We start from the raw sequence: 14,133 nt of genomic DNA on the forward strand, positions 1-14,133 counted from the left end.
GCATCTCGCACCGTGGAGCGCTGGTGAACCGCACGACACCGCCTTCCCGCCCGCTCGCCGAGGCCGCGGCAGGCCGCCCCGGAAGGCTCCGGGGGCCCTTCGCCCGCTGGCCGCGCGCCATGGACGCCGTCCTCGCCGGGCTGGTCCTCCTCGTGCTGGTGTTCGTGCACGACATGCCCGGAGACGCCCTGGCCTTCCGTCCCCTTCGCGACCTCAACCTCGCCGCCCTGCCGGTCTTCGCCGCGGCCGGTACGGCGTTGTACTGGCGACGCCAGGCACCTCTGGCCGTGCTGAGCGTCACCTTGATCGCCTGGGCCCTGTTGCTGCCGACCACGCGCAACCTCGTCGGCGTTCCGGTGCTCATCGCCCTGTACAGCGCCGGGCGGTACTCGCCGGATTCACGGTGGGGGCCCGCGGGCGTCGTGGCGGCCGTCGCCCTGGTCACCGTTGACCTGCGCACGGAATCCGCGCCGTGGAGTGAGGTCGTATTCGGGGTCATCGTCATGGTCGGCCTGTGGTACGTGGGGCGCGGTCTCCGGCTGCGCGATCGCCACGCTGCCCGGCTCGTCGCAGAACAGGCCGCCGAGGCCGTCCGCATCGTGGCCGAGGAGCGGACGCGCATCGCCCGCGAGCTGCACGACGTGGTGGCCCATCGGGTGAGCGTCATGACCGTTCAGGCGGGCGCGGCCAAGGCGATGGCCGCGCACGCCGCCGACGGCCCGATCCCGGAGCAGGCACTGCGGGCGATGGGGGCGGTCGAAGAGGAGGGACGGCAGGCGCTGGCCGAGCTGCGCCACCTGCTCGGCGTCCTGCGTCCTGAGAACGATGCCGGGGGCCCCGAGCCCCAGCCCGGCCTGGCCGACGTTCCCCACCTCGCCGACCAGATCCGCGCAACGGGCGTCGCGGTGACCCTGTCGCTCGCCACGCTCCCGACCGGACTGCCCGCTCGCGTGGACCTGTTCGCCTACCGCATCGTTCAGGAGGCGCTTACCAACGTGCTCAAGCACGCCGGTCCCGGCGCCCACGCCGACGTCCGGCTCGGGGCCGCCGGCGGCGAGATCGTCATCGAGGTGCGCGACGACGGCGGCGGCACCGCCGCCCTGCCGGGAGACGCCCAGGACGGAACGCGCGGCCACGGCATCGTGGGGATGCGGGAGCGGGCACTACTGTTGGGCGGCACACTCGACGCCGGGCCGCGCCCGGACGGCGGGTTCGACGTCACCGCCCACCTGCCCACCGGAGGCGAGCCCGCGTGAGCATCCGTGTCGCCATCGTCGACGACCAGGCCCTCGTCCGCGGCGGCTTCGCCATGATCTTGCAGATCCACGACGACATCGAGGTCGTCGCCGAGGCCGGGACCGGCACCGAGGCGATCGAGGCGGCGCGCCGGCACCGGCCCGACGTGATCCTCATGGACATCCGGATGCCGGACATGGACGGTCTGGAGGCCACCGAGCGGATCCTGGCGGAATCCGACTGGAACGTCAGGGTGCTCATCCTGACCACGTTCGACCCGGACGAGTACGTCTACCGGGCGATGCACGCCGGTGCCAGCGGCTTCGTCCTCAAGGACATCCCACCCGACCAGCTCGCCACCGCCGTGCGCACCGTCGCCGACGGCGGCGCTCTGCTGGCCCCCTCGATCACCCGCCGGCTGATCGGCCGGTTCGCCCGGCGGCTGAGCGTCAACAACGCCGTGGCCGAACGCCTGGAACGCCTCACCGACCGCGAGCGCGAAGTGATGGCCGCCGTGGCCCGCGGATCGAGCAACTCCGAGATCGCCAAAGAGCTCTTCATCGGACCCGCGACCGTCAAGACGCACGTCTCCGGCATCCTCACCAAGCTAGGCCTACGTGACCGCGCCCAGATCGTCATCTTCGCCTACGAGAGCGGCCTGGTCGAGGCAGGCGACCGCAACATCGGCCACTGACCGGCGGTGGCGGGCCTACACCGGCTTTCGAGCCGCTGGGCGGTCGGGGGGCGGTGAGCCGTACCGGGGACGACCGACGGCCACGCCCGCCGCCACGACCGCTCAGGAACGCCGACTGGCGAGGCCGAGGAGATCAAGGTCCTCGTCGAGGCCGGGAAGTCGGGGGCCGTCCTCGTGAACTCGACCCCGCGTCCGCCCTTGAACGGCCACCGCACTGGGCGACAGACCCAGGAGAACGGCCCCTGTCTTCGGCTCGCCGGCCGCGACAGCGTCTCGTCCAGCCCTGGGACGGCGCGGCCCACCAGCAGCCCTGCTTCTGCCGAAAAGTACATCCGTTCAGGTCACGCCGCATGCTCGTACTCGTTGAGGACTCCGCCGAGGCGTCTGCGTCTTCGCACGTCCAGCCGGGCGATCTGGCCGGGGTTGGTGTTCGGCGGGGCAGCGGGGTGCATGGTCGGGCGTTCGCGATGCCCTGGCGAGGACGATGGCGGTTATAAGAGATCTCGCACTCGCGCAGCGCATGAAGCGAGTGCCGTTGGTTCCAGATGTCCGTGGCACGATCCGTGACGACCGCCTCGCAGGCCCGTAGGGCAGGGTCCGCGAAGATTCCTTGGCCTTGGGTGTAATCCAGTGACGCCTTGCATGAAGCGAGTGCCGTTGGTTCCAGATGTCCGTGGCACGATCCGTGACGACCGCCTCGCAGGCCCGTAGGGCAGGGTCCGCGAAGATTCCTTGGCCTTGGGTGTAATCCAGTGACGCCTTCTCTGACTTCTTGGCGTATCGGCTCCGAGAAGAGAGGAGGTGGCGTGGACGAGCAAGAGGCCCGATTCATCCGCCTCTATGAGGCGTATTACCGCAACGTCTTCAGCTACATCGTGCTGCGGGTCGCGCCCCAGGCCGCCGAAGACCTGACCGGTGAGGTCTTCACGATCGCATGGCGGAAGATCGGTGAAGTCCCCGAGCAGGCGCTGCCGTGGCTGCTGGGCGTGGCCAGGAACCTGGCCCGCCAGTCGCACGGTGCGGCCGGTCAGGCGCGCGGCCTGATCGACCGGCTGGCCGGCCTGACCACCGACGCCGACCGGTACGCCTGGGATGCCGCCGACCACGTCATAGCCCGCGACCAAGCGCCGGCCGCCCTGCGCACCCTGTCGGCCAAGGAGGCCGAGGCCGTCACTCTGACCGCCTGGCACGGTCTTGAGCCCCCTGAGGCGGCCCGCGTCGCCGGCTGCTCCCGCACCGCCTTCATCGTCCGCCTGCACCGGGGACGCCGCCGGCTGGATGGCACCGACCACTCCCGGCACCCGGGCGGCTCTCTACCGGATCCTCGCGGACTACCCGTCCGTCCACGTCACCGGGCGAACCAGCGACCGGAAGGGCAGGCCAGGCGTGGCCATCACCGCCCAGAACCCCGACGGCGTGATCGAGCGGCTAGTGATCGACCCGGCGACCGCCCGGCTTCTCGACCACGAGACGCGGCCCGGCAACCGCCCCGGCACCCCAGGGGCGCACGCCGTCAGCGGCCACGGGGCCACCGAACGCCAGGGCTGGGTGAACAAGATCGGCGATATCCCCGCCTCCTGACCGGTTACGGGGGCAGGACGTCACACGTTCCGTGGCGTCCTGCGGTCCCCACCCGGCCCACCGGGCGGCGAACCGACCGGCGTCGACGTGGGCCGGGTCACCGGAACAGACAAAAGTCCCCAAGGGAAGGTTTTGCATGCGTGGGGTAAGAAGTACCGCGATCCGATCTGGTGCGCTCGCGATCACGTTGGCCGGCCTGGCAGCGGCCTCGCCGACGACGGCGGCGGTGGCCGGTACGAAAGCGACACCTCCTGCCACGTCGCCGGGGTCTCCGAAGTGGCAGTTGTTCAATGCACCTGTTCAGGGAAGTATCAGCTTGCTCAGTGCAACTGCGGCGGGACGCAATGCCGCGTGGGCCGGCGGGCTCCTCGTCAACCCGAGGAAGCCACCACGGCTTGCCAGGACCCCGGCCGACGACGAGAACTGCAACTTCGCGAAGGGAATGTTCACCTCCGTCATGCTGCGCTGGGACGGGCGCAGCTGGCGGCAGGTGTCCATCCCCAACTTCGCTCGCATCAACCAGGTCAGCGCCTCGAGTCCTAAGGACGTGTGGGCCTCCGCCGACTGTGGTCTCCTGCACTGGAACGGCCAGAGCTGGACGCCGGTTCCGTTCGCACCGATTCCCGGCGCGGAGCAGACCTCCGCCGGTTCGATCAGTGCCGTCGGTCCGGAGGATGCATGGCTCGCCGGCGGCACGTACGACGGCGGGACAGGGGTCGGGCGTGGGTTCGTCCAGCATTGGGACGGACGACACTGGCGCAACGTGCCGTTGCCCAACCTCGACGGCAGTTTCTCACTCGACGGCATCGACGCGCGGGGGCCGCGGGACGTGTGGGCTGTGGGGACGGACTACCCGGGCGACGACGTCCACCCCGAGCGACTGCTGCTCCTGCACTGGAACGGCCGTACGTGGAAGCGGCTGCCCGAACCGGTCACCGGCTATATGACGCAACGGCTCGCCAGGGTACGGATGGTGACCGGAAACGACGTCTGGGTCTCCGGCTGGGGCAAGACAACCCCCGGCCGGGAAGCGCTCCGTCACCCGATGCTCCTGCACTGGAACGGCCGAGAATGGGCCAGCGCGAAGGTGCCGGACGGGCGCGGCGAGTTGATGGACGTGGCGGTGAGCGGCCGGCAGGCACTGGCCGGCGGCGACACCGTCACCCCGTCCGAGCCCTCGTACACGATGCTCGCGCTGCGCCGGACCGCGAGCGGCTGGCAGAACGCTCCGGTCCCGGTGACCGGGATGGCAACCCTGGCTGGGTTGGCGCCGATTCCCGGTGGAGGCCTGTGGGGCGTCGGCGCAATCACAGCAACATCGGGTGATTATCAGCCCCTGATCGCACGCCTGAAGTAGCGCCTCAGCCCTGCCTCGGCCGCCGCCTGCATCCCCGACCACCGTCAGGGCGTGCCGCTGGAGGGCCGGTTGCGGAACGCGGCGCCCTGGACGTCCAGCACCTTGGACATCTGCGACACCTGGCTCTTCCGCCGATGGGGAGTTCGGCCGCCAAGGCATCGGGGTAGGTGAAGGTGTCTTCGAGGTCACGATCATGAACGTCGCACTTCCCTCACGCGACCCGCGATGCCCTCGGCGACGTCGCCGTCGCCAGTGTTGATCTCGCCGCCCCCGACGACGCCACGGCTCGGGGCCCCGCCGTCGCTCCTCGCCCAGGTCCTCCCGCTCGTCCCGTCCCGGCGAGCCGCTCGGCACGGCCTTGGCGGAGCCTGGCGTCACGGGGCGGCGGGCCGCGAATCTCGCGCATCCAGGTGCGCGCGGAGGCGCAGACGGCCCGGGTTCACGCCGGCCGCGTGCATGACGCCGCCGAGGAACAGGGCCAGCCAGAACAGCGCGGCGGGCGTCGAGGTCACACCCTTCTCGTCAGTCGTCGTCACGATGAAGGCGCCCGACGCCACCGTCGAGACCCCGTACAGCGCGGCCGTGATCAGCCAGGCGCGACGCCGGTGCCGGACTCCGATGTACAGGAACGACAGCCAGGTCAGGAAGCCGAACGCCAGGGTCGGCACCATCCACAGACTGTGCCCGAGCTTCCAGCCGAAACCGCGGCGCGCCATCCTCGGCTCCCAAGGCGGCGGGGGGCCCAGGTCCGGCATGTGCGCAGGCCCTTGCGAGGGGATGGACGGCGAGGTCACGAAGGGCGCGAAGCCCGCGGGCATGGGGGGCGGGCCGGACGGCGACACGGAATGCGCCAGGGGCACTCGCCGGTCGGCACCGGCGAGGCGGACCAGGACACGGGCATGCAGTTGCATCCCTGTCGACATGGACAACGCCGGGTCGACGTCGCCGAGCGGATGGACACCCTGCACAAACACCAGAAGCCGCTCGTACACCTCGCGGGCGTCCCCCGGGCGTTGCCGCGGGTCTTTGGCGAGCAACCGGCGCACGAGGTCCTCCAGGGGGAGCGGAACGTCGGCACGGTGCAGCGGTGCCGGGTCTTCCTCCAGGTGCTTGTAACTGAGGGCATGCGGCGACGTCGCCGTGAACACCGGTTTCCCGGCGAGTATCTCGTAGAGGACGCAGCCCAGTGCGTAGAGGTCGGTGCGCGGGGTGGCACGCTCGCTGCGCAGTTGCTCCGGCGCCATGTACGCGGGCGTGCCCACGGTCTCGCCCGTGCGGGTGATCCGGACGACCCCGACGGCGTCAAGGACGGTCGCCACCCCGAAGTCCAGGACCTTGACCGTGCCGTCCCGGGTCACCATCAGGTTCTGCGGCTTGATGTCGCGATGCACGAGCGAGCGGCCGTGCGCGATCGCGAGCACCGAGCAGACCTGCGCGGCGATCGCCGCCGCCCACGCGACCGGAAGCGGTCCCTGCTCGGCGACCAGGTCCGCGACCGTGCAGCCGTCCACCAGTTCCATCACCAGGAACAGGCCGTCCTCGGTGGAGCCGGCATCGTGCACCGCAGGCACTCCGGGATGCTGCAGACCTGCGGTGAGCTCCGCCTCCCGGGCGAAGCGGCGCACCAGCTCGGAGGGGTCCGGCCTGCGCATGATCGCCTCGTTGGTGAGCAGCTTCACCGCGACTCGCCGCTCCAACTGCCGGTCGACCGCCTCCCACACCTCGCCCATGCCGCCCCGACCGAGCGGGGCGGTCAGCTCGTAACGTCCCCCGAGCAACTGCATCACGGAAGCCCCCTCCATTCAGACGGGGAACAGTCTGGCGTAGCCGCAGCTCGCCCGAACGTACGGGACCAGCCCGGCCGTCACCGTCGCCGACCGGCGGGCCTCAGCCGCCGACCGCACCCAGGTCACCTTCTGCGACACCGTCCGCCAGCAGCCGGTCCATCAGCTCGCTGAGGGCGAGGCTCTCGCGCGCCGCGGAGGCGAACTGCTCCATCCGCCGGAAGGCCTCCCCGAACCGGCGCTGCTCGTCCATCGGCAACCGCGGCACACGCGCGCGGTGGACGTCCACGCGGGTGCCCGTCGACGACAGGGACGACGATCGCACGTTGGCGGTGCTGCGCAGGACGCCCGCCAGGAAGTACGGGTCGAGCGCCTGCGGATCGACTCTGACCAGGGACAGGTGCGGGCCGAGCACCAGGCCGTCTCGCTGCACCACCCGCGCGGCGAACCGGCGGGAGGCCACCGCCACGGCGATGTCTCCGGTACGCGTGACGATCCAGTCGTCCTCGGCTCCGATGAGCGCGCGGCCGCTCGGCTCGCGGTACTGAAGCACATCCTCGGCGGTGAGCAACGGCCGTTCCGTGCCCGCCTTCCCCGCATCCCCGCGCGCCGGAGCCCGATGCACGGTCAACGCGCCGATCCGGGCCAGCTCCGCGACGGAGGTGACGGCCGTCTCCCGGTCCGGCCGCACCGGTTCGAGCTCGGGCACAAGCCCGGACATCCTGTCGAGCAGCGCCCTCAGCCGGTCGAGCGTCTGGACGAACCGCTCGGCCGTCCGGTCCCCCTCGAAGGCGGCCAGATGCCGGGCCGGGGTCAGGTCGGCCTCCTCGTCCAGCAGGTCGATGATCGGCACGACCCGGCTCGTCCCGGGCCGGTCCACGTCGCGGCCCGCCTGGAAGTCCCGCCAGGTCCGGAAGATCTCCGCGTCGTCCGCGCCGTCCATCACGAGCAGGCCGGTCGGCCGGTCGCCCGCCGGCTTGCGCAGCAGCCACAGATGGGGGCCGGCGGGAAGCGCGACCACGGCTTGGAGGGCGCCGCGGCGCAGCAACTGCGTGCGCATGCGCCGCCCCGAACGTCGCCCCGCCACGGCGGGCGGCACGAGCAGGACCGCGAGCCCGCCGGGGACGAGGTGCGCGAGCGCGTGCTGGATCCATGCCATTTCCGGTTCCATGCGGGGCGGCAGCCCGTACTCCCACCGCGGATCGGCGGCCAGATCCTCGTAGCCCCAGTACCGCTCGTTGAACGGAGGGTCGCAGACCACGGCGTCAACGGTGAGGCCGACGAACGCATCGTGCCGCAACGAGTCCCCGCCGCGGATCTCGGCCGGGATGCCGCGCAGGGCGAGCCGGTTCTCAGCCAGCGGTGCGAGCACCTCGTCGCGTTCCTGCCCGTAGAGCCGCCGCGGTTCCCCTTCGCGCGCGGCCGACAGCGCGGACAGCAGTTCACCGGTACCGCACGCCGGATCCAGCACGGACCGCGCGTCCTGGTCGACCAGGCCTGCGATCAGCGCGGCGAGCTCCGGCGACGTCAACGTCAGTCGGGGCAGCCTCACCTCCAGGTAGCGCTCGACCAGGAACTCGAACGCAGGGGCGGTGTCCCACTCGCCGGACAACTCGTCCACTGCCCTCAGCAGCGGCACCGACCGCTGGTCGACTCCCAGCCGTTTCGCCGCCGCCCGGTCGCTCAGCCCGGTGATCGGCGTGCCGGCGCGCTGCCAGTCCCCCACCTGTCGCAGGACGGCGCCGATCTCCCGTTCGTCGCCGACCGTGCACAGGAGCTGCCATGCCCGTTCCTCCGACGGGACCTCGGCGAGCTTGCCCTGCCGACGAAGCCATGTCTCGACTTCGGCGAGCGAGAACACCGGGCTGGTCGGAGTGCCGCCGATGGGCTGCGGAAAGTCGGGATGGCGGCGCCGCCAGTTGCTCACCGCTCCCCGGCTCACCCGGGCGAGCCGGGCGATGTCCGACGCGGTCACGGTGGCGTCCTTGCGCACGTCCGCCCCTCCTCATCCGGCAACCTCGAACACTACACCTGTCGATCGTGAATGTCGACACAACCAGTGGTGTTGTTTATTCGGTTAACGCATGTTGTACTTGGCTACGCGCCGCACAGATGACCGCGTCCGCGACCTGTGACGAACATGTCTTCTTGGAGGTTCTGCCATGTCAATCCGCTCGACGATCCCTCTCGCCGCCACCGTCGCCCTGACCGCCCTGATGCTGACCGGGTGCAACGCAGACGAGGGGGACGCCGCGCCCAAGGACGGCGGCGCCGCGGCGTCCGCGGCGGCCACGAGCGCCGGACCCGCCGGAACTCCTGAGAGCACCGCCGCCGCAGTCGTCTACCAGGACCCGATGGACATCGCCAAGAAGATCCGCAAGGCGCGCCTGGGCTGCGCCAAGCCCGCAAAGACCGAGTCGCTGGGCAGCGGGAAAGTGATCTGCGGAGGCGCCGACAACATCAGCATCGAGTTCTACGACGATCCCCAGGCCTTCACGGAGGTCAAGAAGGTCATCTGCCAGATGAACTCTTCCTCGACCATCGTCGCCGATGAGGGGCGGCACTGGATGGTCACTACGCTCAGCAACGGCACGACCAAGCGCGTCCAGCAGGTGGTCGGCGGCAAGGTCGTCAAGGCCTGCTGATCGCCACGCGCGGCGAACCCACCCGACTCCTTCAGCGGGGCGCAGCGGACCCGGTCGGCGGGCAAGCCTGCGGTACCGGCGCCTACCCCGCTCCCGGATCGGGATCTGCACCTCGGCCCGGTTCGTTCCCGTGGCTGCTCGGTGGCGGCTCGGCGGCTCGATCCGGGCCCCGCGTCGGCCCTGGTAGCACCGCGAAAGCGGGGGCACCTCGCCCGCCCTAGCCGGTCATGTCCCCACAGCACCGGCGGCCAGGGCCACCAAAGCAGTCAGGATGCACCTCCGCAGGCGTGAATCCATTGGCTCGCATCCCGTCGCAGGCGGCACCTCGAAGGTCAGGCTGTCAGCGGCGGCCGCCGCTCGGGTCGGGCGCGGCCTCGACCAGTGCTCCCAGTGCCGCTCGGTGAACCCCGGTTCCGGTGTGGTCGCCACTTCCAAGCCCCGGAAGCCGCTGAGGACCACGGTCGGTTCTATGGACCTTCAGGCAGTCCACTGCCATCAACTCGAACTTTCCGTGCCGTTCAGGCGCGTATGGCAACGGCCCGAACACCTGTAGGTGGTGGGCCTTGCGCGCCGACCGCGCCGCTATGACCACGTCTCTGCGGCGTTCACCACCTCGATGACACGCCACGACAGCGGAGCGTCGGCGCGGCGGATCTCGGTAGGCCGCCGCGGCAGGACACCTTCGTGCTCCAGGAAGGCCGGAAACTCCTGCACGGCTCCGATGGTCGCACTGTGTTCGGACACTTTGCGGCCACCCCGGTCCGGCTGGGCAGGCCGGCCGGCTCCCCTTATGATCATTCGATGCCGCATCCCTTGTTCCGCCTCTACACCTGTGCGGCGCTTCTCGTGGTCGCGTGTGCATGCGGTACCACCGACAATGAGTCGGCCCCCGATCGGAGCGCGTCCCCGACGAATCGGCCGTCGGAGCCGGCCGACACGGATCGCATGAAGCGGGCGCTGTTGCCGATCCCGGCGGCGCAGTCGAGCGAGTCGTTCCGATACGGACCGATCTCGGGGACCTACCAGCAACTCACGGACAGAATCGTCAACGGTAAGACGTGGCCGTCCGAGCCCTGCGCCGACCGGACGATGATGCCAGGCCGTATCCAGGCGCTCGGCGAGCAGGCCCGCTTCTCGCCCGCAGCGCTGGCCATGTGGACCGACGATGCCCGGGGCCTCCTCGTGACCGAGACCGTCATCAAGCTCACGGAGGCGAACGCCCAACAGCTTGTCGCGACTCCGGCGCCAGAAGAATGCCACGCCTACGACATCGTAATCGACGGAGAGAATCACCATGTCACACTGAGAGCCGACGAATTCTATCGGCGTGACGGCGGACCAACACGCATCCAGATCTGGGACCACCGAATCGGCGGAACAACCAGTAGCGCCCTGCAACTCACCAGCAGACGCGGTAATTACGTGATCATCCTATCGTTGTCGCCGAATGGCAAGATCAGGCCTGCGGACTACCGGGATATCGTCACCCGCGCAGAAGACCACGCCACGACCGTGCTAGGGCAGGGCGAGGGCTCGCGAACATAACACCAACGGACGCGCCGCCCGCCCAGGGGCGGGCGCCCGCCGCCACCGCAGCGCCACGACGTCAACTGTGCCGACCTACCCCCTCGCGAGCCAGGCGTTGGGGCGGCTGCGGCGGCGCGGCACGCTCCGATTCCCGGTCGTCACCTACTCGGCCTGCCGCCCCGCCCAGCGCAGGCCCAGGACGGCCTGGCCGTTCATGCGCCATTACCGGCACGAGGTGGACGGCTCCGGCAGGGTCAGCCGTGCCGCCGAACGACTCGATCGCCTCGGGCAGATGGCAGGCGCAGACGCGCGGGTGCTCGGACCGCCCGTGTCCGTGCTCTGGGGGCAACGCCGGTCGCGTCGTTCGCGGTGCCGTCGCACCGCCGCCTGCGGCCGAGGGGCGCCGGTCACATACGTGAATCGCTCTCATGTTGTTGCCTGGTGGATACCCGATCACCATCGTCCCGTTACCGGCGGAACTCACCCTTTGTCGACATGAGTACCAGTAGCACTGGCCCCTCCCGCCGCAGATTCCTCGCTTCCGGCGCCGGGGTGGTGGGCGGTGCCACGTTCGCCTCGCTGCTACCCCCCTCGGTGCACGCCGCGCTCGCCCGTCCGGTCAGGCCCGGGGGCCTCGAGGCGATCAAGCATGTGGTCTTCCTGATGCAGGAGAACCGCAGCTTCGACCACTACTTCGGGACGCTGCGCGGCGTCCGGGGCTACGGGGACCGCAACGCGATCGAGTTGCCCGACGGCCGCCCAGTCTTCGAGCAGCCCGGTCTCCTGCGGCACGTGAAGCCGTTCCTGGCCCGCGATGCGATCGGCCACGGGCCGTTCACGGACGTGAACTACATCGCCGGGCTCGACCACGGCTGGGAGGGCGGCCAGAAAGCGCGCGGCGGCGGCTGGCACAACGCGTGGATCGCGGCCAAGATGATGCCCACGATGGTCCACTACGACCGCAGTGACCTGCCGTTCCAGTACGAACTGGCCGACACCTTCACGGTCTGTGACGCCTACCATTGTTCGGTATTCGGGCCGACCAATCCCAACCGGACCTTCCACTGGACCGGCACCATCGGCTATGAGCCGAACGGGCATCGCGCGGTCGAGAACGACGCCTACGACGAGGCCGGCCATCCTGGTTACGCCCTGACCTCCTACGCCGAACGGCTGTCCAAGGCCGGACGCACCTGGAAGGTGTACCAGGAGTGGGACAACTTCACCGACAACCCGTTGGAGTTCCTCACCACGTTCAAGCAGATCATGCGCCGGGCTCTGGCGACCGTCGGCCCGTATAAGAGTCTGACCGAGTTCTACGGCGCGGTCGCCGCGGCCGCACCTGATGCGCGGAAAGCCCTCCTGGACTCATTGGACGAGAGCGCCGCGGCACTCCCGGCATCCGAGCGCGACCTGTTCGAACGGGGCCTGCGCCGCAATGACGGCGGCACGCTGGGCGCGGCGTTCAGGGCCGATGTGCTCGCGGGGGAACTCCCCGAGGTCTCCTACGTCGTCACCTCGGCGGCGGAGTCCGAGCATCCCGGCTCCGGTAGCCCGATCCAGGGCGCGGGCATCACCTACCAGGTGCTGGACGCGATCGCCTCCCGTCCGGAGGTGTGGGAGTTTACTGCGGTCTTCCTTCTTTTCGACGAGAACGACGGCTATTTCGACCATGTTCCCCCGCCCCTGCCTCCTGCGGAGGCAGTCGACGAGTATTACGACGGCAAGCCGATCGGGCTGGGCTTTCGGGTCCCGATGATCGTCGTGTCGCCCTGGACGAGCGGCGGTTACGTTTGCTCGGAGGTCTTCGACCACACCTCGACGATCCGCTTCCTGGAACGCTGGCTGGGCGTCCGCGAGCCTAATATCAGCGCCTGGCGCCGCACCGTCGCGGGTGATCTCACCTCGGCTTTCGACTTCGACGGCACCGCCCGCCCGCGGCCGGTGCCCAAACCCGGCACGCCGCCGAAGTTCCATCTGCGCTGGCCCGCACTGCCGCCGATCGTCCAGAAAGGTCCGGTCCCCGAACCGGGCACACGCCCGGCCCGGCCGTTGCCCTACCGGACCGACGCCTCCGCGCGCCTCGCCGACGGCGCGCTCGTCATCACCATGACCGAGAGGGGCACACGAGCCTCGCACTTCGCTCTCTACCCGTACGCCGGGGAGTTCGGCACACCACGCCATTTCGACGTGGCCGGGAAGCGCATCGAGCGGATCCCGGTCAAGAACGGCCGCTATCACCTCACACTGACGGGCCCGAACGGCTTCCGGCGCGAGTTCGCGGGCGCGGCCTCGGGCCCGGCGGCCCGTGCCCACGTGAGGTCCCGCGCCGCCGGCGGCCGACTCTTGATCACCGTGGAGAACCCCGGCGGCGTCCCTCTGACGTTCTCCTTGACCGCGCTCGCCTACGGCGGCGCAACCCGCGAGGTGACCGTCCCCGGCGGCGGAGCGACGACCGTCCGCTGGACCACTGATCACGGCTGGTACGACGTGCAGATCAGAGCCGCCGAGGACGAGACGTTCCGGCGCCGTCTGATGGGTCACCTGGAGAACGGCCGACCGTCCATCTCGGGCTGATCCGCGCAGGCCGTGGGCCCCGGGGGCGGCACTCGCTGCCCCCGGGTGAGCGGGCTCCGCCCGCATCGGGGCGCGCCGTCGGGCGCTTGCCGGGGTTTCGTCCGAAGCGGCCGTTCCGGCCCCCGCACTGGAATCGATCAGCGGCCGGGGTGATCGTCATGGTGTGCTCGCGGCCGGTGCGCGGTGTGGAGATCGACAGCGACCGGGACTCGGGGTCCCAGGTCTGCATCCACGAGCCGGGAGCGTCGGAGGCGGTGACGATCGCTCCGCGAGGGAAGTCCTCGGCGGGCAGCCACACCTCGGTCGAACCGGTCACCGCGTAACCGCCCGGGTTGCGGGCCGGTCAGCCGGTGAAGGGTTCCAGCGCGAAGCGGCCGATCGCCACGAAGGCGGCCAAGGCAAGGTACCCCGCGTCTCCCAGCGCGGCTCTGGTCTCGCCTCGGCGGATCCGCATGATCGTGGCGCCGGTCGTGATCAGTACCAGGCCGCTGGCCGCCAGCGGTACGAGTACGGGCGCGACGTCGAGCACGGCGGGCAGGATCAGGCCCACGGCACCGAGTATCTCCAGTGCTCCGATGGCCTTGAGGATGCCGGGCTTGAAGTCGAGGACCCAGCGCGCGGCGTCGGCCATCGCCGCCATCTTCTCGCGCGGGACGAACAGCTTCCCGAACCCGGACAGCAGGTAGACGGCGGTCAGCAGGCCGGTGACGATCCACAGTGCGGTGTTCATGA

12 protein-coding genes and 1 pseudogene are annotated in these 14,133 nt (G+C 70.3%); 9 read left to right on the forward strand and 4 right to left on the reverse strand.

Annotated elements, in window-relative coordinates; genetic code table 11:
• Nucleotides 1-23: 23 nt before the first annotated feature.
• The 5 genes and pseudogenes from K4S16_RS26165 (at nt 24) to K4S16_RS26185 (ending at nt 4,868) form a co-directional block, all read left to right on the forward strand.
• Nucleotides 24-1,256, forward strand: coding sequence for a sensor histidine kinase (locus tag K4S16_RS26165; RefSeq protein WP_200842124.1), 1,233 nt, complete (start codon nt 24-26; stop codon nt 1,254-1,256).
• The gene (locus K4S16_RS26170) at nt 1,253-1,930 is read left to right on the forward strand and encodes a response regulator transcription factor (RefSeq protein WP_149261701.1); all 678 of its coding nucleotides are present in this window, start codon (nt 1,253-1,255) and stop codon (nt 1,928-1,930) included. The genes K4S16_RS26165 and K4S16_RS26170 overlap by 4 nt, the downstream gene beginning before the upstream one ends.
• 986 nt (nt 1,931-2,916) lie before the next feature.
• Nucleotides 2,917-3,195, forward strand: a pseudogene (locus K4S16_RS46965) (sigma factor-like helix-turn-helix DNA-binding protein); the annotation flags it as partial.
• Between the two features lie 13 nt (nt 3,196-3,208).
• Nucleotides 3,209-3,511 (forward strand): hypothetical protein, encoded by a 303-nt coding sequence (locus K4S16_RS45915; protein ID WP_235037088.1) that lies wholly within the window; start codon nt 3,209-3,211, stop codon nt 3,509-3,511.
• Between the two features lie 136 nt (nt 3,512-3,647).
• Nucleotides 3,648-4,868, forward strand: coding sequence for a hypothetical protein (locus K4S16_RS26185; RefSeq protein WP_149261703.1), 1,221 nt, complete (start codon nt 3,648-3,650; stop codon nt 4,866-4,868).
• Between the two features lie 374 nt (nt 4,869-5,242).
• Here the strand turns inward: K4S16_RS26185 and K4S16_RS26190 are convergent, their stop codons facing one another.
• A complete protein-coding gene (locus K4S16_RS26190) occupies nt 5,243-6,652 on the reverse strand; it encodes a serine/threonine-protein kinase (RefSeq protein WP_200842163.1) in 1,410 nt (469 codons plus the stop codon).
• Nucleotides 6,653-6,755: 103 nt separating this feature from the next.
• Nucleotides 6,756-8,645, reverse strand: a complete 1,890-nt coding sequence (locus K4S16_RS26195; protein WP_200842125.1) for an N-6 DNA methylase — start codon at nt 8,643-8,645, stop codon at nt 6,756-6,758.
• 169 nt (nt 8,646-8,814) lie between these two features.
• On the opposite strand from K4S16_RS26195, the gene K4S16_RS26200 reads away from it, so the two are divergent.
• Nucleotides 8,815-9,297, forward strand: a complete 483-nt coding sequence (locus tag K4S16_RS26200; protein ID WP_149261705.1) for a hypothetical protein — start codon at nt 8,815-8,817, stop codon at nt 9,295-9,297.
• A gap of 582 nt (nt 9,298-9,879) precedes the next feature.
• Here K4S16_RS26200 and K4S16_RS46525 read toward each other — a convergent pair.
• Nucleotides 9,880-10,011 carry a hypothetical protein gene (locus tag K4S16_RS46525; protein ID WP_268843273.1) on the reverse strand — a complete coding sequence of 44 codons (132 nt, stop codon included), beginning with the start codon at nt 10,009-10,011 and terminating at the stop codon, nt 9,880-9,882.
• 231 nt (nt 10,012-10,242) lie between these two features.
• On the opposite strand from K4S16_RS46525, the gene K4S16_RS26205 reads away from it, so the two are divergent.
• The 3 genes from K4S16_RS26205 (at nt 10,243) to K4S16_RS44480 (ending at nt 13,724) form a co-directional block, all read left to right on the forward strand.
• Nucleotides 10,243-10,842, forward strand: a complete 600-nt coding sequence (locus K4S16_RS26205) for a hypothetical protein (RefSeq protein WP_149261706.1) — start codon at nt 10,243-10,245, stop codon at nt 10,840-10,842.
• Nucleotides 10,843-11,319: 477 nt separating this feature from the next.
• On the forward strand, nt 11,320-13,401 hold the full coding sequence (locus K4S16_RS26210; protein WP_149261707.1) for a phosphocholine-specific phospholipase C: 2,082 nt from the start codon (nt 11,320-11,322) through the stop codon (nt 13,399-13,401).
• A 158-nt stretch (nt 13,402-13,559) separates the two neighbouring features.
• On the forward strand, nt 13,560-13,724 hold the full coding sequence (locus K4S16_RS44480) for a hypothetical protein (protein ID WP_160161034.1): 165 nt from the start codon (nt 13,560-13,562) through the stop codon (nt 13,722-13,724).
• 20 nt (nt 13,725-13,744) lie between these two features.
• Here the strand turns inward: K4S16_RS44480 and K4S16_RS26215 are convergent, their stop codons facing one another.
• Complete coding sequence (locus K4S16_RS26215) at nt 13,745-14,131, reverse strand: DoxX family protein (protein WP_149261708.1); 387 nt, start codon at nt 14,129-14,131, stop codon at nt 13,745-13,747.
• Nucleotides 14,132-14,133 lie beyond the last annotated feature (2 nt).

Origin of the sequence: Actinomadura sp. K4S16, assembly GCF_008327685.1 — a bacterium.
Classification (GTDB): Bacteria; Actinomycetota; Actinomycetes; order Streptosporangiales; family Streptosporangiaceae; genus Spirillospora.